This is a genomic window from Pseudoalteromonas sp. M8, assembly GCF_018141365.1.
Lineage (GTDB): Bacteria > Pseudomonadota > Gammaproteobacteria > Enterobacterales > Alteromonadaceae > Pseudoalteromonas.
This window is the reverse complement of the sequence record NZ_CP047240.1, coordinates 86918-107500: the sequence shown is the minus strand read 5'-3', so window position 1 is coordinate 107500 and position 20583 is coordinate 86918. Positions and strand designations below refer to the sequence as shown.

At 43.1% G+C, this 20583-nt stretch carries 15 protein-coding genes; 9 read left to right on the top strand and 6 right to left on the bottom strand.

The genetic code is table 11. The features are described 5' to 3' along the window. Positions 1-312 precede the first annotated feature (312 nt). Together gppA and rhlB are read right to left on the bottom strand one after the other, a co-directional pair. Positions 313-1821, bottom strand: a complete 1509-nt coding sequence (gene gppA / locus GSF13_RS05740; RefSeq protein ID WP_174170983.1) for a guanosine-5'-triphosphate,3'-diphosphate diphosphatase — start codon at positions 1819-1821, stop codon at positions 313-315. Between the two features lie 52 nt (positions 1822-1873). Then, on the bottom strand, positions 1874-3154 hold the full coding sequence (rhlB, locus tag GSF13_RS05735; protein ID WP_010604249.1) for an ATP-dependent RNA helicase RhlB: 1281 nt from the start codon (positions 3152-3154) through the stop codon (positions 1874-1876). Between the two features lie 91 nt (positions 3155-3245). Between rhlB and trxA the strand changes: the two genes are divergently transcribed. The 3 genes from trxA (at position 3246) to GSF13_RS05720 (ending at position 6437) form a co-directional block, all read left to right on the top strand. Next, entirely contained in the window at positions 3246-3572 is a 327-nt protein-coding gene (gene trxA / locus GSF13_RS05730; RefSeq protein WP_010378172.1) for a thioredoxin TrxA, read from the top strand. 205 nt (positions 3573-3777) lie between these two features. Beyond that, on the top strand, positions 3778-5037 hold the full coding sequence (gene rho, locus GSF13_RS05725; RefSeq protein WP_010604247.1) for a transcription termination factor Rho: 1260 nt from the start codon (positions 3778-3780) through the stop codon (positions 5035-5037). A gap of 137 nt (positions 5038-5174) precedes the next feature. Continuing rightward, positions 5175-6437, top strand: coding sequence for a methyl-accepting chemotaxis protein (locus GSF13_RS05720; RefSeq protein WP_211867445.1), 1263 nt, complete (start codon positions 5175-5177; stop codon positions 6435-6437). On the opposite strand, the gene GSF13_RS05715 is transcribed toward GSF13_RS05720, so the two are convergent. Further along, a complete protein-coding gene (locus GSF13_RS05715; RefSeq protein ID WP_249122739.1) occupies positions 6434-9181 on the bottom strand; it encodes a response regulator in 2748 nt (915 codons plus the stop codon). The two genes, GSF13_RS05720 and GSF13_RS05715, sit on opposite strands and share 4 nt — an antisense overlap. Positions 9182-9336: 155 nt before the next feature. On the opposite strand from GSF13_RS05715, the gene GSF13_RS05710 reads away from it, so the two are divergent. Then, positions 9337-9921, top strand: a complete 585-nt coding sequence (locus tag GSF13_RS05710; protein ID WP_174170986.1) for a DNA-J related domain-containing protein — start codon at positions 9337-9339, stop codon at positions 9919-9921. On the opposite strand, the gene dbpA is transcribed toward GSF13_RS05710, so the two are convergent. Next, entirely contained in the window at positions 9910-11292 is a 1383-nt protein-coding gene (gene dbpA / locus GSF13_RS05705) for an ATP-dependent RNA helicase DbpA (protein WP_211867443.1), read from the bottom strand. The genes GSF13_RS05710 and dbpA overlap by 12 nt on opposite strands. A 191-nt stretch (positions 11293-11483) precedes the next feature. On the opposite strand from dbpA, the gene GSF13_RS05700 reads away from it, so the two are divergent. Together GSF13_RS05700 and GSF13_RS05695 are read left to right on the top strand one after the other, a co-directional pair. Continuing rightward, complete coding sequence (locus tag GSF13_RS05700) at positions 11484-12878, top strand: M20/M25/M40 family metallo-hydrolase (RefSeq protein WP_174170988.1); 1395 nt, start codon at positions 11484-11486, stop codon at positions 12876-12878. A gap of 89 nt (positions 12879-12967) precedes the next feature. Further along, positions 12968-13738 (top strand): tetratricopeptide repeat protein, encoded by a 771-nt coding sequence (locus tag GSF13_RS05695; protein WP_102055841.1) that lies wholly within the window; start codon positions 12968-12970, stop codon positions 13736-13738. Here GSF13_RS05695 and GSF13_RS05690 read toward each other — a convergent pair. Further along, positions 13735-16347: an EAL domain-containing protein gene (locus GSF13_RS05690; RefSeq protein ID WP_211867441.1), complete on the bottom strand. Its 2613-nt coding sequence runs from the start codon at positions 16345-16347 to the stop codon at positions 13735-13737. The two genes, GSF13_RS05695 and GSF13_RS05690, sit on opposite strands and share 4 nt — an antisense overlap. Positions 16348-16663: 316 nt before the next feature. Here GSF13_RS05690 and ubiD point away from each other — a divergent pair, with 316 nt between their 5' ends. The 3 genes from ubiD (at position 16664) to GSF13_RS05675 (ending at position 19490) form a co-directional block, all read left to right on the top strand. Next, positions 16664-18136 carry a 4-hydroxy-3-polyprenylbenzoate decarboxylase gene (ubiD, locus tag GSF13_RS05685; protein WP_174170991.1) on the top strand — a complete coding sequence of 491 codons (1473 nt, stop codon included), beginning with the start codon at positions 16664-16666 and terminating at the stop codon, positions 18134-18136. A 77-nt stretch (positions 18137-18213) separates the two neighbouring features. After that, a complete protein-coding gene (fre, locus tag GSF13_RS05680) occupies positions 18214-18927 on the top strand; it encodes an NAD(P)H-flavin reductase (RefSeq protein ID WP_211867439.1) in 714 nt (237 codons plus the stop codon). 155 nt (positions 18928-19082) lie between these two features. After that, complete coding sequence (locus GSF13_RS05675) at positions 19083-19490, top strand: CBS domain-containing protein (RefSeq protein ID WP_010604237.1); 408 nt, start codon at positions 19083-19085, stop codon at positions 19488-19490. A gap of 20 nt (positions 19491-19510) precedes the next feature. Here the strand turns inward: GSF13_RS05675 and add are convergent, their stop codons facing one another. Then, positions 19511-20506: an adenosine deaminase gene (gene add / locus GSF13_RS05670; RefSeq protein WP_211867437.1), complete on the bottom strand. Its 996-nt coding sequence runs from the start codon at positions 20504-20506 to the stop codon at positions 19511-19513. Positions 20507-20583 lie beyond the last annotated feature (77 nt).

Genomic DNA, 20583 nt, shown 5'->3' with positions numbered 1-20583 from the left:
GCTTCATATTTTTAAAGAACATTTCGAAACACTTCGTTGTTCCGAGGGATGTGCATTCTAAGCATTCCCAATTTTTTGTCAATACTTAATTTTGAATTTCTTGAGAAGAAGTTTCGAACTTAAGTTTTACTTGACGCTAACTCGTTGCTGCTTTGCTTTTCAGCGTAGCGCCCCGTGTCAGTGGGGTCGCATTATAGGGCGATCCGATTTTAGTGCAACCCTTTTTTTAAAGAAAATTGCGAAAAACAGATTGTTTGGATAGAAATCACTCTAAGACAGTTGTTTTTGCATGTTTTACAAACAAAAAGAGCGCTAAATGCGCTCTATTTTTAATTCCCAACCGAATTTTGATAGGTAAGCTGCTTCTTGAATGAGCTCCGCTAACATCAACGGATGAAGGGATAGCCAAGGATTGGGCATTTGCATAGTCAGGGACTTATTCTCTTTATTGTTGGCTTGCACTGTTACTTTAGGTAGAACATCGTCTTTTCTACGCATAGATAACAAAACACCAAGTCGAACTACGACGCATAACAACTTAGCGTATCCAAAGTGACAACCTAATCGATCAAAATCTTTGGCAACAAGGTCAGCTCTATGATTTTTAACGATAGCAACGATAATATCTTTTTGCGCTTTGCTATATCCAGGCATTGAAGTATTCGCCAATATATAGCCGCTGTGTCTATGGTACTGTTTATAGTCAATCAGCAAGCCTACTTCATGAAGAGATGCGATTGCCTTTGCCAAGTGAAGACTCGCTTGTTCATCGAGACCCCAGCTTGATGACACTTGGGCGATAATATCAGACACCACTTCGTATACTCGCAGCGCCTGCTCGGTATCAACATGATAACGCTGAGTGAAACCATCCAATGTGCGCTGACAGATATCGACAGCCTGAAAATCAGGGATCATACTATAAAGTACACCCTCACGAAGTGCGCCACCGGCAAGACCCATAGATTGAATATCCAATGACTTGAATAGTGCAATCAAAATTGCAAGGCCCGATACAAAGACTAAGCGGCGTTCTTCAATTAGCCCAGGTAAAGTTAGCGCAGCCACCGTTTCACATTCAATTGCTTTAAGCTTTACTTCTTCCAACTTGCTCAGAGTCAGTTGTTCATTCTCGCCCATCGCAGCGAAAATTTCCTGAATGGCTTGAACAGTACCTGACGCACCAATGGCTAACTCCCAGCCAAGCTTTTTATATTTGGCTTGAATAGGCTGAATAACCTGTTTTGCAGCCAGCTCTGCAGCGTCAAAGTTTTTCAGACTTAATAGGCCATCGCTGAAATATCTATCAAGATAAGTCACACAACCCATATTTAAACTTTTATACAGTAAGGCATCAAAGCCTTTTCCGATCACAACTTCGGTACTCGCGCCGCCAATATCAATAACGAGTTGCTTACCTTGACAGGCGGATGTGTGAGCGACACCTTTGTAAATCGTTTTAGCTTCCACTTCTCCACTTATCACATTTACCTGATGATTAAGGATCTGCTCCGCTTTTTCGATAAATGTGTGAGCGTTAGTAGCCAAACGCAATGTCGCAGTCGCTACAATACTGACATTTTGCTTGGGGATATCTTGTAAGCGCTCAGCAAACAAAGCAAGGCACTCCCATCCTCTTTGCATCGCCTCAAGCGACAATTCATTTTGGTCATTAAGCCCAGATGCCAGCCGCACCTTCCTTTTCACACGGCCGATTGTGTGAATACCGCCTGCCATATGTTTCGCTATCAACATATGAAAGCTGTTAGAACCTAAGTCTATTACAGCGTAAATATCTTCCTTCGAAGCAGTCTTTGCCACTTTTCAAACCTCAACAAATCGCATTAAGCGCTTACTACTTTACTATCCAAGTTTATTTGGATTGTGGTTTTCTATAGCCACCAGTTCGGCGACCGCCACCACGTTGCTTGTTACCACTATTACCATGGCCTGAATGACGACGTTTATTTACTTGAGGCGCACGCAAGTCAGTTAATAGTGCTGTTTTATCATAATGAGAAACAGGAATTGCATGTTCTATGTATTCTTCTATCTCATGTAAATTGTAGGCATATTGCTCGCACGCGAAACTAATCGCATGCCCAGATGCACCAGCTCGACCCGTACGACCAATGCGGTGAACATAGTCTTCTCTGTCATCCGGCAAGTCAAAGTTGAACACATGACTTACTTCAGGAATATGTAAACCACGTGCTGCAACATCAGTCGCAACCAGCAAGTCAACATCACCACGCGTAAACTGCGCTAATATCGATTGGCGTTTCTTTTGGTTCACATCGCCAGTAAGCAAACCAGCACGGTGACCATCCGCTTTCAGCCATGCATATACGTTTTCGCAGCTGTGCTTAGTATTAGCAAAAATGATTGCCTTCTCTGGCCACTCTTCCTCAATCAAAGTAAGCAGTAAAGGTATTTTGTCCTCTGTTGACGGGTGAAATAGCTCTTCTTGAATACGCTTGCCCGTTTTAACATCTGGCTCAATTTGCACATGAATAGGATTGGTCATGTGTTCGAATGCTAACTCTTGCACTCTGTATGACAGTGTTGCAGAGAATAATAGATTTAATCGCTCTTCACGACCTGGCATGCGATTAAACAAATAACGAATGTCTTTGATAAAACCTAAATCAAACATTCGGTCTGCTTCATCTAGCACAACCACTTCGATATCATTGAGGTTATAAGCACCCTGCTTATAAAAATCGATTAAACGCCCAGTCGTTCCGATTAGTATATCCGCACCTTTTTCCAGTTGAGCCCGTTGTTTTTCGTAATCTTCGCCACCATATACAAGGGCAAGCTTAAGATCACAACGTGGCGCAATGACTTGCGCGTCCTTATGTATTTGGATAGCCAACTCTCGAGTCGGTGCCATAATAATTGCACGAGGTTGCGTTTTTTTATCCTTTTTAGTCTGCAATAGGCGATGACAGGTCGCGGTCAAAAACGCAAGGGTTTTGCCCGTACCAGTTTGTGCCTGACCCGCGATATCGCGGCCTTCACAGATGTAAGGTATACACTTTGCTTGGATTGGCGTACAAAATTCGAAGCCATTTTCCTGTAAACCGGCGACCACTTCCGGCGCTAAAGCAAAGTCGTTGAATGTTTTATTGGTCAAATGTGTCTTAGTCATAGCAATAAAGCATAACGTTTAAACTTGCAATAAGAAACAAGAGTGTTTAAATACGCATTAAATATTTCGCCTAATTCTAACGGAGAGCGTAATGAGCGACAAAATTATCCAACTAACTGATGACAGCTTTGAAGCTGACGTAATCAAATCTGACAAGCCTGTACTAGTAGATTTCTGGGCAGAATGGTGTGGCCCTTGTAAGATGATTGCGCCTATCCTTGATGAAGTTGCAGAATCACACGGTGACCGCGTTGCGATCGGCAAACTGAATATTGACCAAAACGCAGGAACTCCACCTAAGTACGGTATCCGTGGTATTCCAACACTATTACTGTTTAAAGATGGTGCAGTAGCCGCAACCAAAGTTGGTGCTCTATCTAAGACTCAACTTGTTGAGTTCCTAGAAAACAACCTGTAATTCAGGTTGTTACATACTCTGCGGCATCACTGCCGCAGTTGTAGACCTGATCTATATCATTTTTAATAGAATAAAATTTGTATAAACACTGGACGACCTGACGCCTAGCTGCTAACTTATAAAGCCACAAACCTTTAAGCTTTATCAAATCAACCTCTCTCGTGAAACTAACGAGAATGACAACTGTAATAAAGAACCCACCAATATGCATTTACGCGAATTAAAAGACAAGTCAATCAATGAACTTGTAAAACTTGCTGAGTCCATGGGACTTGAAAACGTAGCTCGTTTAAGAAAACAAGATATTATCTTTGCTATTTTGAAAGCGCACGCGAAAAGCGGCGAGAATATATACGGCGGCGGTGTTTTAGAAATTTTACAAGATGGCTTCGGCTTTTTACGTTCTTCAGAAGCATCTTACCTAGCTGGCCCTGATGATATTTATGTTTCTCCGAGCCAGATTAGACGTTTCAGCCTGCGTACCGGTGATACCATCAGTGGTTTAATCAGACCACCAAAAGATGGCGAAAGATACTTTGCATTATTGAAAGTTAATGAAGTTAACTTCGATAAGCCTGAAAACTCTCGTACCAAAATCCTATTCGAAAACCTAACGCCTATTCATGCTAATGAGCGTATGGTAATGGAGCGAGGTAACGGTAGTACAGAAGATATTACCGCTCGAGTATTAGACCTTGCTTCTCCAATTGGTAAAGGTCAGCGTGCACTTATCGTTGCACCACCAAAAGCGGGTAAGACAATGTTGCTTCAAAACATTGCTCAGTCCATCACATACAACAACCCAGATGCAACATTGATGGTACTACTAATCGATGAACGTCCGGAAGAAGTAACTGAGATGCAGCGTCTTGTTCAAGGTGAAGTAATTGCTTCTACGTTTGACGAACCTGCCAACCGCCACGTTCAAGTAGCAGAAATGGTAATCGAAAAAGCAAAACGCTTAGTTGAGCATAAGAAGGATGTTATTATTCTACTTGACTCAATCACACGTCTTGCTCGAGCATACAACACGGTTATTCCTTCCTCAGGTAAAGTATTAACTGGTGGTGTTGATGCCAATGCACTTCACAAACCTAAGCGCTTCTTTGGTGCTGCGCGTAATGTTGAGGAAGGCGGAAGCTTAACCATCATCGCAACGGCACTTATCGATACCGGCTCTAAGATGGATGAAGTTATCTACGAAGAGTTTAAAGGTACGGGTAACATGGAACTACACCTAAACCGTAAGATTGCGGAAAAACGTGTATTCCCAGCTATCGACTTCAACCGCTCTGGTACTCGTCGTGAAGAACTACTAACGAAGACTGATGAGCTTCAAAAGATGTGGATCTTGCGTAAGATTGTGCATGAAATGAGTGAGATCGATGCCATGGAATTCCTTATTGATAAGCTTTCCATGAGCAAAACAAACGATGAGTTTTTCGACTCAATGCGTCGTAAGTAAGTAGACTCTAAGTCTAATTTTTGAAAAGCCAGCTTATGCTGGCTTTTTGCTTTTCAGGTTCGCCAACTGCCTGTTTTTGTTCTATACCTATCTAGTGAATTTAAACCGTATTTGTATAATGAACCTAGGGACTTAGAATGAAGCCGAGTCGTATTATTGTCACAGTCACACTGTTTAATCTGGCTTCGGTAACACTCGCAATCACCTTGCTATCTTCTGATACAGCCAAAATAGCTGTTGCTCTCGGAGCTCTAGTACTGGGGGCGCTCTTCCAGCTTTTATGCTTTAAGAAAACCTCTTCCGCTGAAAAGAATATGGAACATCTCGTTCGCAACTTTATCAACGACAATGGTGTCGACCTAACGTATCGCTTTAACGAACAAGATAAAAATATTTCTAAGTCCTGCCTACTAATGAATGATTGCTTCGCCGTTATAGAACATATAATTAGTGAAGTATACGCATCTTCTTCTCGACTTCACCCAATGGCAGATAGTTTAAGAGATACCTACGCATCCATGACGCAAAAAGCGACGCTACAACATACTCACGGAGAATACTTAGCCACCTCGATACAGTCTATGTTAGAGATCTCCGCGCGTTTAGATACTAGCTTAGAGCAGATCTACGCATCTGTAGAAAACGCTACAACGGCAGTGAAGCAGACCAGATTAGATACTGACAAAAGCCAAAAAAGCCTGCTAACTCTTGCAGATAACATCAAAAAAACCAATGAACAAATAGAGTTGCTCAAAACAGACAGCAACGAAATTAGCTCAGTGCTTGAAGTTATTAATGCTATTGCAGAGCAGACCAATTTACTTGCGCTAAACGCTGCGATTGAAGCAGCACGAGCTGGCGAGCTAGGCAGAGGCTTTGCCGTCGTTGCTGATGAAGTTCGTAATTTAGCGGCAAGAACAAGCCAATCTACAAAAGAAGTAAGTCTGGTTATCAGAAAAATTCAATCCGGTACAGATTCTGTTTACGCACTCATGCAAGCAGCACTAGAGGAAACAGATAACACGGTAAAATTAAGCGAAGCCTCTACAAAAGAGGTTGATGAAATAGAAAACGCGATGCTCTCTATCAACCAAATGTCTCACGATATTCATCGACAAGTTGGAGAACAGAAGCAAGCCTCTGACGAAGCTCAAGAGAGTATAGAGTCAATGGTGCACCTGAATTCAGATGCACTTTCAAGTACAAGAATACAGGCGGTCTCCAATCGTGACCTCATAGCACTATCGCAAAGTATTCATTCCAAGTTATCCATGTTTAAGATTTCAGATTACACCCCGGAACTAGACACCAGAAAAGACAGTTCACGGGTATCAATCAGTAATATTGAGCAACCTGAAAACTCAAATGTGGGGAATGCTGATGATATAGAACTATTTTAGGACGCTAAAGACTCTTTAGATTTTAGCTGATCGCACATCGCTAAGAACAAAGACTGAAACTGATCTTCATTTCCTTGCTTTAACACTTTTTCAAATTCTATGGCTATACTTGCCAGTTCGGGAAATTCAAACATAGATGCCGCCCCCGCCAACTTATGGCAAATAGCCTGGAGTGTGAGCAGCTCTTTATTTTGCCAAGCATCAATTAGTAAATAACGCTCTTGTTCAAAAGTACTTGCGAAGCTATCTCTTAAGTCCGATAAATCGATATTAAGCTCATATGCTTTGCCATGCTCAAAGTTCAAATGCGTATTCAGAACTCCCAGCAATTCATTTTTATTAATCGGCTTGCCAATATGTCCATTGAATCCAGAATCAATATATGATTTGACTTCTTCCATCAGTACATTAGCGGTTAGCGCGTATATCGGCCCAGAATAGCCAGCAGAACGAATAATCCTTAATGCTTCGACACCATCCATTCTTGGCATTTGAATGTCCATAAGCACCAAATCAGGAAAATCACTAAGACACTGTTCAACCGCTCGAGCACCATTTTCGGCTACAATGACCGTCGCCCCCGTCCGCTCGATCATACGAGAGAATAATTGGCGGTTTTCAGGGTGATCCTCTACAACCAACACAGTACCTGATAACAAAGGTTGCTTTAGCTGAGGTTCTTGCGCTTCAGTGGCCGCGACATTGAGATACACAGTACAAGGTACATGAAAAGAGAAGATACTGCCTTTATCAATAATGCTTTGAACTTTTATTTCACCATTCATCATATGCGCAAGCTGGCTCGACAAACTTAATCCGAGCCCAGAGCCACCAAAGCGCCTTGTTATGCTGTTGTCAGCTTGTTGGAAATTATCAAAAATTCGGCCTATCTGCTGCTCAGTCATGCCAATACCTGTGTCCTTCACCACAAACTGTAAGCCATGGTGCGTTTCAGATACTTCTAATTCAATACGGCCTTTTTCGGTAAACTTTAGGGCATTACTTAGCAAGTTTATTAGTATTTGTTTTACTCGAATGTAATCTAAACGCACGTAAGCGTTAGCCCTGACCTGGTCACAAACGATAAACTCTAATTCCTTACTCTGGATATTTTGTTGAAACATATCGCATAAGTCCGCAAGTAAGCTGCTTACCGAAAACTCTGTTGATTCAAGCTCTAAGCGCTCAGCTTCGATTCGACTTAGGTCAAGAATATCATTGACGAGATCTCGTAAGTGTAACCCTTGATTATAGATAGTTCTGACTGAAGCTTGTGCCTGAGCATTTAAATCTTGTTCGACCAACAAGTCTTCTGCATGTCCCAGCACCGTAGTAAGTGGCGTTCTGATTTCATGGCTCATGTTTGCTAGAAATTGACTTTTCACTTGATTTGCCGCTTTTAACTCATCCGCTTTTTGCTGAAGCTCAGATGTTCTAAGTGCGACTTTTTGACTTAGCTCCAGTTTTGCTCTTTGCTCAACCTTACGTCGGTAAAGTGCGAAAGTTGTCAGTAAGGTTAATAGTGCAATGATAACACCCAACAATTGTAACTGGCTGCGCTGCTCTTCTTTCAGTAGCTGTAATTTTTGCTCTTGCTTGAGCACTTCAACTTCTCGAGAAAGCTCACTCGCTTCATACTTAGCACGATAATCATTGATTCGCTTAAGCACGTCATCATTCATTAAGCGCTTTTGCGCTTCCAGATTTTGCGAGTCATATTCTCTAGCTTGTTGTATATTACCTTGAGCAGCCTCAATTAGCGCTAGTAAACGTAGCGACATTCGCTCCTTCTTCTGCTCGTGCATCAATCGGCTGGCAGCTAAACTTTGCTCAGCATTCGCTAAGGCTTCTACAAGTCTGCCTTGTGCAAAAAATATTTGTGCTAATGTATATTGCGCCTCCATAACATTAGCGGGGTTTTGAGCCTTTTCAGCGTAATAAAGTGCAAAATTCGCCTCTTTTTCAGCAACGTCAAGCTGATCTAAGGAATAGCTAAGAAGTGCGAGGTTAACGTATTCGTACGATAAATGGCGAACATCATTTTGAGCTTCATAATACGTAATGGCGGCCTGATAAGAAGCTTTAGCCAATTCAGGCTTTTTCGTTTCCGTATACAGGACTCCAAGATCTGCATGAGCAAGCGCGACACCATATTCATCACCCAATTCATTAAAAGCTTTAAGCGCGGTATGTAGCATCTCCTCCGCTTTATCGTAGGCAGCTTGACGAATATAAACCCCTGAAATATTGAGTAGAATGTCAGCGTGATCTTGAGCATTGCCAAACTCCTGATAGAGCTCGTCCGCTTTTAAATAGTTTTGTAGTGCAAGATCTAAAGTAAAGTTTTTAAAGTAGGCCAACCCTAGGTTGCTGTGTAAGTTAGCCATTTCAATAGGGATATTACGCTGCTCAGCCAGCGCTAAAGCACGAGAGTAAAACTCTATTGCCTGTTGGTATTGACCGAGATAGAAATTACAGATCCCTTGTAGCTTAACAGCAGTAAAGTGGTTGTCAGTTAAGGGCTCTGACTGGGTGATTAATTCTAGCTGACTAAGAAAAGCTAGTGCATCTTTAAACTGATTGTGACTATAAGCAGACTTACCAAGGCTAAACAAAATGTCCACTTTTTTCTCTTTTCCGAGCTTTTTCTCAGCGAGAAGTTCCTTGCCTAGAATTTTTTTTTGTTGCCAATTCGTAATCAGCTTCATTTCCGTAATGCGTTCAGTGAGTGAAGTATTACTCACTGCATATTCCGCATGAAAAGTAGTAGAGAGATAAAAACAACACGCAAACACAGATCTGGGCTTTAGTAGCCTCGATAAATTCATTGTTGCTCTCCATTGCTTATCATTTAGTCTGCGTGGTAGTGTGAAGATACACCAAGACTAAAGAGGCGACAATGTTCAATCCGCTTACAGATGTTATTTTTAAATTAATTTGTCAAAATCAATCTTTAAAAGTACACACTATTGCCGCCGCTCTGATGGAACAACAGCAACTACCTCGCCTTGATGAAGATGAAAATAAAAATCTCTTCAAGCGCAACTTTCTGATCATGAATGCCCTGTACCAACTTCAGCAAGAAGTATTCGCTGAGGGTCAATACCTGCATGTTGAAGCGCTCAATGTTTATCTAGCTCCACAACTAGGTGAACATCAATTAGCATTAGATGATCCGCTCAGAAGCTACTATTTAGATTGGCAACACTATGAAACCAGCAGTGAAGAAGTGAGTGCTCTGTTGGATAACTTTTGGCAGCGCTTTGCATTCAATGGCGCTCGCCAGCGAATTAATATCAAGGCTGACGAATTAAACGCGATTAAAACACGCTGGCGACTGCCTAACGGATATGATCGCAGGATGTTAAGTCAATGTTGGAGAAAACTGGCCCTGACTCATCACCCAGATAAATCAGGTGATGAGGAGGCTTTCAAACGCTTAATGAACGAGTATGAGATACTTAAGCAGACCTTAAGCACGTAGGGCTTTATAGCGCTTATTTTTAATTTTGCTATTGTTAAGCTTTCGTAGTGCAGGCTTTACTGCCTCGCGTTTTACAGCCACGAAGGTTTGTACATCATATATATTGATTTTACCAATTTGTTTAAAGTTAATGCCCTCTTCACCTGTCAAGCTGCCGACGATATCTCCTTTGCGAAGCTTTTGTTGCTTTCCACCTTCAATCATGAGGGTCACCATATTCGACTTATAGGCTGGTTTTTCGAGCAGTGAATGGCCCGGCAACGTGCCATGTTTTAGCTCTTGACCATATATTTCCGCCAACTGTTTTATTTTGAAGGCTTCTTTTTCTCCATAAAGAGATACTGCGATACCTTTGTGCTCACCCCGGCCCGTACGACCAACACGGTGAATATGCGTCTGTGGCTCAAGCGCCAAATGATAGTTAACCACAAGCTCAACTTCCTCAACGTCGAGCCCTCGAGCGGCCACGTCAGTGGCAACCAAAATATTGGCACTCTTATTAGCAAAGGTGAGCAATGACCACTCACGCTCACCTTGATCTAAATCGCCATGTAACTCGACACAAGCAAGTCCGGTTTGGCGTAATTCTTCGAATAGTCGCTTAGTCTCAGCTTTGGTATTACAAAAAACGATACAGCTTTGCGGCTGGTGCTGCATTAACAGCACTCTCAGCGCGTTAAAGCGCATTTTATTGTTGTCTAACTTATAAAAGGTTTGCTTAATGCTGTGGTGTGCTTGTTCTTCTTTTGCTTCAACAAACTCTGGCTCACGCATATATTGCTTCGCCAGTTTCATGATCTTATCTGGGTAAGTCGCACTAAACATTAGTGTTTGTCGAACTTCAGGGACATACACTAAAATGCTTTCTAGCGCTTCAGTAAAGCCCATATCCAGCATCTGATCAGCTTCGTCGAATACCACAGTCTGCGTTTCAGTTAGCATGAGTGAGCCATTAAAAACATGCTCTTCAACTCGACCAGGTGTACCAACAACAATATGCGCACCGTGTTGCAACGCCCGTGTTTGAGGTTCAATTGGCGTTCCTCCGCAGAGTGTTTGCACTTTGACGTTACCAATTAAAGCCGCCATTTTTCTGATCTCTTGTGCGACTTGATCAGCCAACTCTCTCGTTGGACATAACACCAAAGCCTGAACTTCATTGCACTCGGGCTGCAACTTATTCAGCAGCGCAAGTGAAAACACCAGTGTTTTACCAGATCCAGTTTTCCCTTTCACGACTAAATCTCGTCCGGTCAGCGCCGGCGCTAAACTCACAGACTGTACTGCTGTTGGCACCATGTAGTTAAGATCTACAAGGCGCTGAGCAAGCGCTTGGTTTAGAGGTAATTGAGAAAATGAAGTGATCGACACAGTGCTTTCCTATTCGCTATCTTAATCGCGTATTTTATACCAAATGTGTAAATTCGCTAACCGCTTTACTCTATTATTCCAAGATAAAGCCCCCCTAGATTGTGGATGAATTATCCTCATCGCAATACACGGACTTACATCACAATTTATGCTTTAATCTCTCGGTAACTCCATTTTTACCAAGGATTATCATGAAGTTTAAATCACTATTGGCATTTGGTTTATTAAGCGCAGGTTTGAGTACAGCACTGCAAGCCGAAGAATTTACTACACAACAATTAGAACAAGTTAAACAAGTTAGAGAAGCCGCAAGCCACAGCAACCTAAGTTGGCAACTACTAGAATCCCTCACCACAGAAGTAGGCCCACGCTTACCGGGTACCGAAAATGATAAAAAAGCGGTAGCTTGGGCAAAGAAACAATTTGAGCAACTGGGCTTTGACAAAGTCTGGCTTGAGAAAGCGACCTTTCCTGAATGGCGCCGCTACCATGAGTCTGCAAAAATCCTGATACCGAGCGAACAACCGCTACACCTTACAGCGCTCGGTAACAGTGTCAGTACACCAAAAGATGGCTTAAGTGGCGAAGTGGTGTTGTTTGAAACTCTCGATGAGCTGATTGCTGCGCCAGACAACAGCTTAAAAGGTAAAATAGCTTTTATTAATTACCGCATGAACCGCGATATTGATGGTAATGGCTATGGACCGGCAGTAAGAGCTCGTAATAGCGGCGCCGTAGAAGCGGCTAAAAAAGGCGCTATCGCCTATATGATGCGCTCAGTCAGCACCAGCCACCACCGCTTCGCGCACACTGGCGGCAGTCACTATAAAGCGGGAGTGACAAAGATCCCGTCCACTGCAGTTGCCAACCCAGATGCGGATCAGCTAGCACGCCTTATCAACTCTGGTCATGCAGTTAAAGTCGCGCTAAATATTCAAACTGAGGACTTAGGTGAAGGAACCAGTTATAACGTCATCGGTGAATTCTCTGGTACTGAGTTTCCAGAGCAATATGTCTTGATTGGTGGTCACTTAGACTCTTGGGATCTGGGTACTGGTGCACTCGATGATGGTGCTGGTGTTGCATTAACGATGGCGGCAGCTAAGCATATTGCCGATGTAAAACGCCCTAAACGTAGTGTCCGCGTAGTCCTATTTGCAGCAGAAGAACTCGGTCTTTGGGGAGCAAAAGCTTATTTTAAAAAGCATCAGGCAGAATTAGACCGCATCGTAGCCGCATCCGAGTCCGATTTTGGTGCAGATGTAGTGTATGCGTTTGAATCAAACGTAAATGCCGCTTCCTTACCGGTTGTGCGTGAGATTGCAAAACAATTGGCGCCACTTGGCGTTACTTATATTGGCAAGAATAGCGCACATGGTGGTCCTGACTTAATTCCGCTGAAAAATGCTACATCAGCGCCAATCTTCGCTTTACACCAAGATGGAACCGATTATTTTGATTATCACCACACAGCCGATGACACGCTTGATAAAGTCGATCCAGAAAAACTAAAGCAAAATACCGCGGCATACGCCGTATTTGCCTTAATGGCAGCCGATGCCAAAACGAAAATGGCAGGGAAATAAAATCTTACACTTATGGGGACAAGTACACTTGTCCCCTACACTCAAGTTGCCTACCTTAGACATACCCACACCTAACTAACTAATAGAATATGGAAATCAAAAGCGTATTTTTTTCCTTTTACGACACAATATTCAACTTCATCAGTAAATATAAAGTTGCCGTGTCGGCACTAATTGTGGTCACTATTGCATTTTACTTTTATAACCAGCATCAACAACAAATCGCTAGTTATCAAACATACTTAGCATCCCCACAAATCGATGACCTGATTATTTTTGACGCTGGCAAGAACACTGGGCAAGTTTATGATCCTGCTTTTCAGATATTACAAATTACTGAGCTGACAGATGACAACATTGAAGTGAAGGAAAGTGCCTACACTTATCGAACAATGCGTAACATCACCCGAGATATCCGTGTCAGCATGCTAATGACCGATCATTATTTTAAGCCACAAAGGCTGACGCTAGAAAAAGACAATCTATTAGACTTACTTGACGATGAAACCATAGTCTCCGTATACAGGCCTGTAGGGATCCATGTACTCGGCGGCGTTGTTAGACAAAGATTTAAAAAGCCGAAGCCACTATATAATGGACCTAAGATCTCTGCACAGAACCAAGAAGCAATTCACGCTTACAGCCAAGGAAACTTTGAAGAAGCAAAAACGGGATTTGCAGCAGCGGCTAAAACCGGCAACCCTTGGGCACAATATAACTATGGGACAATGCTTCGCGACGGTGAAGGCGGTGCAAAAGACATTAAAAAAGCGATCCACTGGCTTAAACTTGCCGCAGAGCAAGGTAATCATAAAGCACAGACAGCCCTGGCTAAGTTATGCCAAGACCACCCCTGTTAACTGTGACTTTGCTTGTGATACTGCACAGTCAAAACGTTTGCTTCAAACTCTTGTTGTGCCACCGGTTTAGAATGAAAATAGCCTTGTGTCATATCACACAGTAAATTCTTTAAAAACATGCATTGTGCGGGGGTTTCAACCCCTTCCGCAATGACCCTTAAGTTCAATTTATGCGCCATCAATATAATCGCACTGACGAGCGCTTTATCTTCTTCATCTTCAGGTAAATCACGAATAAAGGTTCTATCAATTTTCAATTTAGAAAGCGGGAAGCGCTTGAGATAACTCAACGACGAATATCCAGTACCGAAGTCGTCAATCGCCAGTTCTACGCCGATTTCTCTTAATGCTTTTAATTGTGACAATATTTTGTCTGAGTTTTCAACTAGTACTGACTCTGTGATTTCCAATGTCAGATATTTAGCTTCTAGTCTGGTGTCTTTAAGTACTTTTCTTACTAATGCAACCATATCTTGGCGTTTAAACTGGATACTAGAAACGTTAACTGCAATAAATAAGGGTCTACCGTAGTTGTCTTGCCAAGCTTTAACTTGAGAACAAGCGTGATACAGCACCCATTCTCCAATGGGTAAGATAAGCCCTAGTTCTTCGCAAACGGGAATAAATTGCTCTGGAGAAACATGGCCTAGCAACTCACTTTTCCATCTTAACAACACCTCGCAGCCAACGAGGTCGCCTCTACCAAGCTGTGAAAAAATAGGTTGGTACACCAGTGATAATTCTCGATTAGACAGCGCTTTGTGCAAGGCACTTTCTAACACGCTACGCGCTTTGGCATGTTGATGCATCGCTGAAGTATAGAATTGAAAACAGTCGCGACCATGCTCCTTCGCTTTATACATTGCACTATCGGCATTACGTAGCAAGATTTTTCGATCGGTGCCGTCATCTGGGTAAAGCGTGATCCCCATACTACCGGATACATAAGCTTCGTGCCCTTCCAAATGAAAAGGGTTGGCTAGTGCACGTAAAATCTTAGTCGCAACCTGCTCTAAATCACTGATAGAACTTATATCTTGTAGCAATAACGCGAACTCATCCCCACCTAATCTTGCAACGGTATCAGAACTGCGCACGCACTCATTAATACGGTTTGCAGCTTCTTTGAGTAGTAGATCACCAATATGATGTCCAAGCGTGTCATTCACTGCTTTAAAGCGGTCAAGATCGATAAAACAAATTGCAAAGCGCTCTTCTAGCTGAGCTGCTCGTTTTAACGCTAAATCAAATTTAACGTGATAATGATGGCGGTTTGCAAGACCTGTCAAACTATCAAAGTTGGCTTGCTGCCACATCAACTGTTCGTTACGTTTTCTCGAGGTAATATCACTGAATAACGCAACATACATATCAATTTCCCGAGCATCGTTAAATACTGCAGATACTTGCAGCCAACTCGGATAAATTTCACCATTTTTGCGCTTGTTCCAAATCTCTCCCTCCCAATGGCCTTTGTTAACCAAGTCATCATATAACGCGTTGAAAAAGCGCTCATCGTGACGTCCAGAGTTCAGGATTGATGGAGTCTCCCCTATCACTTCATCCATGCCAAAGCCTGTAATTTCGCTAAATGCACGATTTACCATTTGGATTTGATTATGTTTGTCGGAGACCAACACACCTTCAGAGGTTGTCGAAAATACCGTACTTGCCAAGCGCTGTTCTCTTTCGTTCTCAAGCTCTTCCGTAATATCTTGAATAACATAGATAAAACCCAGTTTTGCTTGTGTTTCACTTACCACCGGGGCACAAGAAACCCGCACATTGCGATAACCAAAACGCGCATCAAGTTGGCACTCAAGCGTTCCTTCCGTTAGCAGCTTTTCACTATCAAGCACATCAAATAAGGTATAAATAGATTTTGATTTTAACGCTTCTAAACTATCAAAATCCTTTAACACTGAGCCATTAGCGGCTTCAATGTGATGAGTTTCATCCGTAAACACCAGATATGCTTTAATACCATCAAAAATGGCACTGAGCTTCGCACCTTGGTCTTGTGCTCGCTGATTGGAGCGCCTTAGCCTGACCAAAACGGTCATCAATACCGCCATCGATAGAATAAGCACAGCAATTACCGCAGTTAACAAAATGACCTGTACCATATTGGCTTGCTTGATTTTTTCAGTCTGCAGCATGACCTGTTGTTCAAGATTGGCTTGGTAATGCCAAAGATCTTGCTGTAGCTTACGCTGCTCACTCATATCTTGAATGATAGAAAGTAACCTTGGTTTACCATCGCTATCTTCAAACGGCGTTGAGTGAACACTCACTGTTTTAGTACTACCGTCTGCAGTTTGATGTTGGAAGATAAAATAATTGCGGCCTTCATTTAATGCCGCTTGACGCTCATTGGCAACCTGCTCGGCGGTAAATAAGTTGATATCTTGAATGACTTTTGATTCTAGTACCGCCTCGCTATAACCATAGAATGCGGCAGCAGCCTTATTGGCATCCAAAATTTTTCCAGACGTGGGCTCGATGATCAACATCACCGCGCTATGATTAGAAAAAGTATAATATGGTAACTCGTTAGCTGGTGCTGAAATACAAAACAGCAACAGCAGCCCCCCGAGCAATTTTGACATCAACTTCAAACTCAGACCCCTCAGGATATCGTTTTATGCAACCGCGGCGACTATAGCGCAAAGGGTATGTGAGCTACATCGAAAGTCGATTTTTGCTTGTTTCATATCAAAACAACTCAACACACACATCTTTTTATAACAATTTATACACTTGCTCCGGCGTACTGACAAGCCGATACGCTCTGAAAGTGTAGTCTATTTCGCAATAGTGTAGACGCAAAAGTGAGTCACTAAACCTTTTCACCATCCCATCCGTACAGCTAGGAAAAATATGCCTAGTTGATATACTAGGCCAAACTCAACTCACAGTGCGCCGATGAAATACCAAGACTTACGAGATTTTATAGCCCAGCTTGAAAAACAAGGAGAACTTGTTCGCGTCAAGCAGCCCATTTCCACCAAACTAGAAATGACTGAAATTGCAGACCGAACGCTGCGAGCAGGTGGACCCGCTATCCTATTTGAAAACCCTGTTGGTTATGACATTCCGGTACTGGCTAACCTATTTGGCACACCAAAGCGCGTCGCAATGGGGATGGGACAAAGCGATGTCAGTGAACTAAGAGAAGTCGGCAAGTTACTCGCTTTTTTAAAAGAACCCGATCCACCGAAGGGAATTAAAGAAGCCATTGGCCAGCTACCGGTATTCAAACAAGTGTTGAATATGCCAGCCAAAGAAGTGAAAAAAGCCCCATGTCAGGAAGTTGTACTGAGCGATAATGAGGTTGATCTCACTAAACTACCTATTCAACATTGCTGGCCTGGTGATGCCGCACCTTTAATTACATGGGGGTTAACGGTAACCAAAGGTCCTTATAAAAAGCGTCAGAACCTAGGGATTTATCGTCAACAGCTATTGGGTAAAAACAAAATTATTATGCGCTGGCTATCACATCGTGGCGGTGCGCTTGATTTTCAGGAGTGGTGCAAAGAGCACCCCGGCGAACCGTATCCGGTATCTGTTGCACTTGGCGCTGATCCGGCGACGATTTTAGGTGCGGTAACCCCAGTTCCAGATACGCTAAGCGAATACGCATTTGCAGGTCTACTGCGTGGTAGTAAGACGCAGGTTGTTAAATCAATTTCAAACGAACTGCAAGTACCAGCGAGTGCCGAAATCGTCTTAGAAGGATATATTCAACCGGGCGAGCTCGCGCCAGAAGGCCCATATGGCGATCACACAGGCTACTACAATGAAGTTGACGACTTCCCTGTAATGACTGTCACTCATATGACACATCGCAAAGATCCTATTTATCACAGCACTTATACGGGCCGCCCGCCTGATGAGCCAGCTATTCTTGGTGTTGCGCTCAACGAAGTATTCGTGCCGATTTTACAAAAGCAATTTCCGGAAATCGTCGATTTTTACCTTCCACCAGAAGGCTGCTCATACCGCATGGCGGTCGTCACCATGAAAAAGCAGTATCCGGGTCATGCTAAACGCGTGATGATGGGCGTATGGTCTTTCCTTAGACAATTTATGTACACCAAGTTTGTCATTGTTTGTGATGATGATGTAAATGCTCGCGACTGGAATGATGTGATTTGGGCGATAACAACACGTATGGATCCCGCAAGAGACACCACCTTAGTTGAAAGCACGCCTATTGATTATCTCGATTTTGCTTCCCCTGTGTCCGGACTTGGTTCTAAAATGGGTATGGACGCAACCAACAAGTGGCCGGGTGAGACCGACCGTGAATGGGGCGAGCCTATCGTTATGGATCCCAAGGTTAAACAACGCGTTGACGAAATTTGGGATACCCTAGGGATCACCATCAAATGACATATATCATCTAACATTGTGCACTCAGCTATGCTAGAGTGCACAGACTTTAGCCACGTGCTTAATAAAGGTAACACATGCAAGTATTAGCAGCAGAGGTTGTCTCAATTACACCTCTTACGGAATTTGTTCACAAAGTTATATTAAAACCTGAAGAAGCGGTGCAATTCGAAGCCGGCCAGTATCTGCAATTGGTACTTGGTGAAAAAGACAAACGTGCTTTCTCGATTGCCAGCAGCCCTTCAAAAACAGAGCAGTTAGAGTTACATATCGGTGCTTCTGGCGCAGACTCTTATGCCATGCAATCACTAAATCACCTACGTAACGCTTTTGATACAAAGCAAACCGTTGCATTAGAAGTTGGTCTTGGCGTATCTCAGATCCGTGTTGATCAAGCGCGTCCACTAGTTCTACTTGCCGGCGGCACTGGGTTTTCTTATGTCAAATCTATGGCCGATCACTTGGCTGAAACAGGTTACGACCAACCTGTTTTATTTTATTGGGGTGTAAAAGAAGAATCTGCGCTATATGCAAAAGCGGAGATGGAAGCTTGGGCCGCCTCAAATAAACACTTTCAGTTTATTCCTGTGGTAGAAAATGCCAGTGAGGCATGGCAAGGCCATCGCGGCTTCGTTCATCAGGCTGTGATGAAAGATATCGTTTCTTTAGAACCGTACAGTATTTATATGGCTGGCCGCTTTGACATGATAGGTATCGTGCGTGATGACTTTATCAATCATGGAGCTGAGCGCGACTTTATGTACGCCGACGCTTTTGCGTTTATTAAGTAACTTAAGCCAAGTTATTTAATAGCAATTTATCCAATGTGTGGCAGGTGTTTAGTCACACATTGGAAAAACAGAACGAACCAATCAAAACAATCCATTTTACCAAAGCAGTCTCACCCGCTACTCTCATATTACACACAAACACCGCGAGAAATATGATGAGTAAACTCTATGTTCGTGACATCATGTCACCCGATTTCCCACAGTTAACCGCCGAGACCGAACTAACCGACGCGATTAGTTTGCTACAAAAGCATCATTTAATTGGTGCGCCAGTGATAGATGCACAGCGTCATCTTGTTGGATTTATTTCAGAGCAGCAGCTACTCAAGCCTTTGCTTAATTCCAGCTACTTTTGTGATGGTAAAGTACAGCTGAGAGACTTACTGGCTACGCCTGCCCTCAGTATCGAAGCTGCAACAACCGTTGTCGACCTTGCACAACGTATGCAGCAAAATAGTCCTAAGGTTTATCCCGTACTCAATGAAGGCAAAGTGATTGGAATTGTGACACGTAGCCAAGTCGTTGCGGCGCTAAAAGAGAGTTATCTTAGCTGTGCGGGGTGATCCCACACAGCAATTTCAGCCTACGCTTTCTTTGCAAGCAACGCTTTTTTATCAGCTTCGCTTAAAAAGGCAATCTCAACCGCATTGCGCTGCGCTTTATGGATATCACTAAAATCTAAACCTGCCGCCGCAGCTGCATGGCTATACTCGTTGTCCAACTCGATACCTTGAACCGCAGGGTCATCGGTATTGATGGTTGCCAATACACCATGATCTAAAAATGCTTTCAATGGATGCGTGGTTAAACTTTCGACAGTACTTGTTTGGATATTACTGGTTAGGCAAGACTCGATCCCGATACGATTATCACGTAAATAGTCCATCAGAGCTGGGTCATGGATTGCTTTAACTCCGTGACCGATACGTGTTGCACCAAGTTCTTTAATGGCTTGCCAGATACTTACCGCGCCCTCAGCTTCGCCAGCATGTACCGTCACACCAAGGTAAGCATCGCGAACCTGCTTATAATGTTCAATAAACAGCTCGCCCGGGAAGCCCAGCTCGTCACCCGCGAGGTCAATCGCAACCAACTGCTCTTTAAAGGCAAGTAGCGCGTCTAGCTCATATTGGCATTTCTCAACACCAAATGTGCGTGACATAATCCCGATCAGGTTAACCTTAATGTCTTGGCCTTTAACTGCACTTTGTACACCGTCGACTACGGCTTCAACAACGCCCTGCGGGTGTAGATTATGGGTTTTTGCCATGTAGTAAGGGCTAAACCTTAGCTCAGTGTAATCAATACCTTGTGCAACTGCGTCGGCAACATTTTCAATCGCAATACGGCGACAAGCATCGTAGTCACCTAGTACCTTTACGCCCCAATCTAGTTTTTCAAGAAACGCCATTAGATTAGGTGCATTGTCCAACACTTGAACATGCGGGCGTAGACCTTCGAGATCCGTTGCTGGTAAATCCATATTAAACTGCTGGCCAAGTTCTAAAATCGTTGTAGCACGAACGTTACCATCTAAGTGGCGATGTAAATCTAATAGTGGGAGTGTGTTATTGATCATAAGAGACTCGATTTGCAGTTAAAATTTTTGGGATCATACGCACCTAAACTGAGATAGCAAGGACATATGTCAGAATT

Bases quoted from the DNA above. Each gene is read 5' to 3' on its own strand.
- ubiD (WP_174170991.1), top strand. From the start codon at position 16,664: ATGAAATACCAAGACTTACGAGATTTTATAGCCCAGCTTGAAAAACAA.
- GSF13_RS05700 (WP_174170988.1), top strand. From the start codon at position 11,484: ATGAAGTTTAAATCACTATTGGCATTTGGTTTATTAAGCGCAGGTTTG.
- trxA (WP_010378172.1), top strand. From the start codon at position 3,246: ATGAGCGACAAAATTATCCAACTAACTGATGACAGCTTTGAAGCTGAC.
- GSF13_RS05695 (WP_102055841.1), top strand. From the start codon at position 12,968: ATGGAAATCAAAAGCGTATTTTTTTCCTTTTACGACACAATATTCAAC.
- GSF13_RS05720 (WP_211867445.1), top strand. From the start codon at position 5,175: ATGAAGCCGAGTCGTATTATTGTCACAGTCACACTGTTTAATCTGGCT.
- GSF13_RS05675 (WP_010604237.1), top strand. From the start codon at position 19,083: ATGAGTAAACTCTATGTTCGTGACATCATGTCACCCGATTTCCCACAG.
- GSF13_RS05710 (WP_174170986.1), top strand. From the start codon at position 9,337: ATGTTCAATCCGCTTACAGATGTTATTTTTAAATTAATTTGTCAAAAT.
- fre (WP_211867439.1), top strand. From the start codon at position 18,214: ATGCAAGTATTAGCAGCAGAGGTTGTCTCAATTACACCTCTTACGGAA.
- rho (WP_010604247.1), top strand. From the start codon at position 3,778: ATGCATTTACGCGAATTAAAAGACAAGTCAATCAATGAACTTGTAAAA.
- GSF13_RS05690 (WP_211867441.1), bottom strand. From the start codon at position 16,347: ATGTCAAAATTGCTCGGGGGGCTGCTGTTGCTGTTTTGTATTTCAGCA.
- add (WP_211867437.1), bottom strand. From the start codon at position 20,506: ATGATCAATAACACACTCCCACTATTAGATTTACATCGCCACTTAGAT.
- rhlB (WP_010604249.1), bottom strand. From the start codon at position 3,154: ATGACTAAGACACATTTGACCAATAAAACATTCAACGACTTTGCTTTA.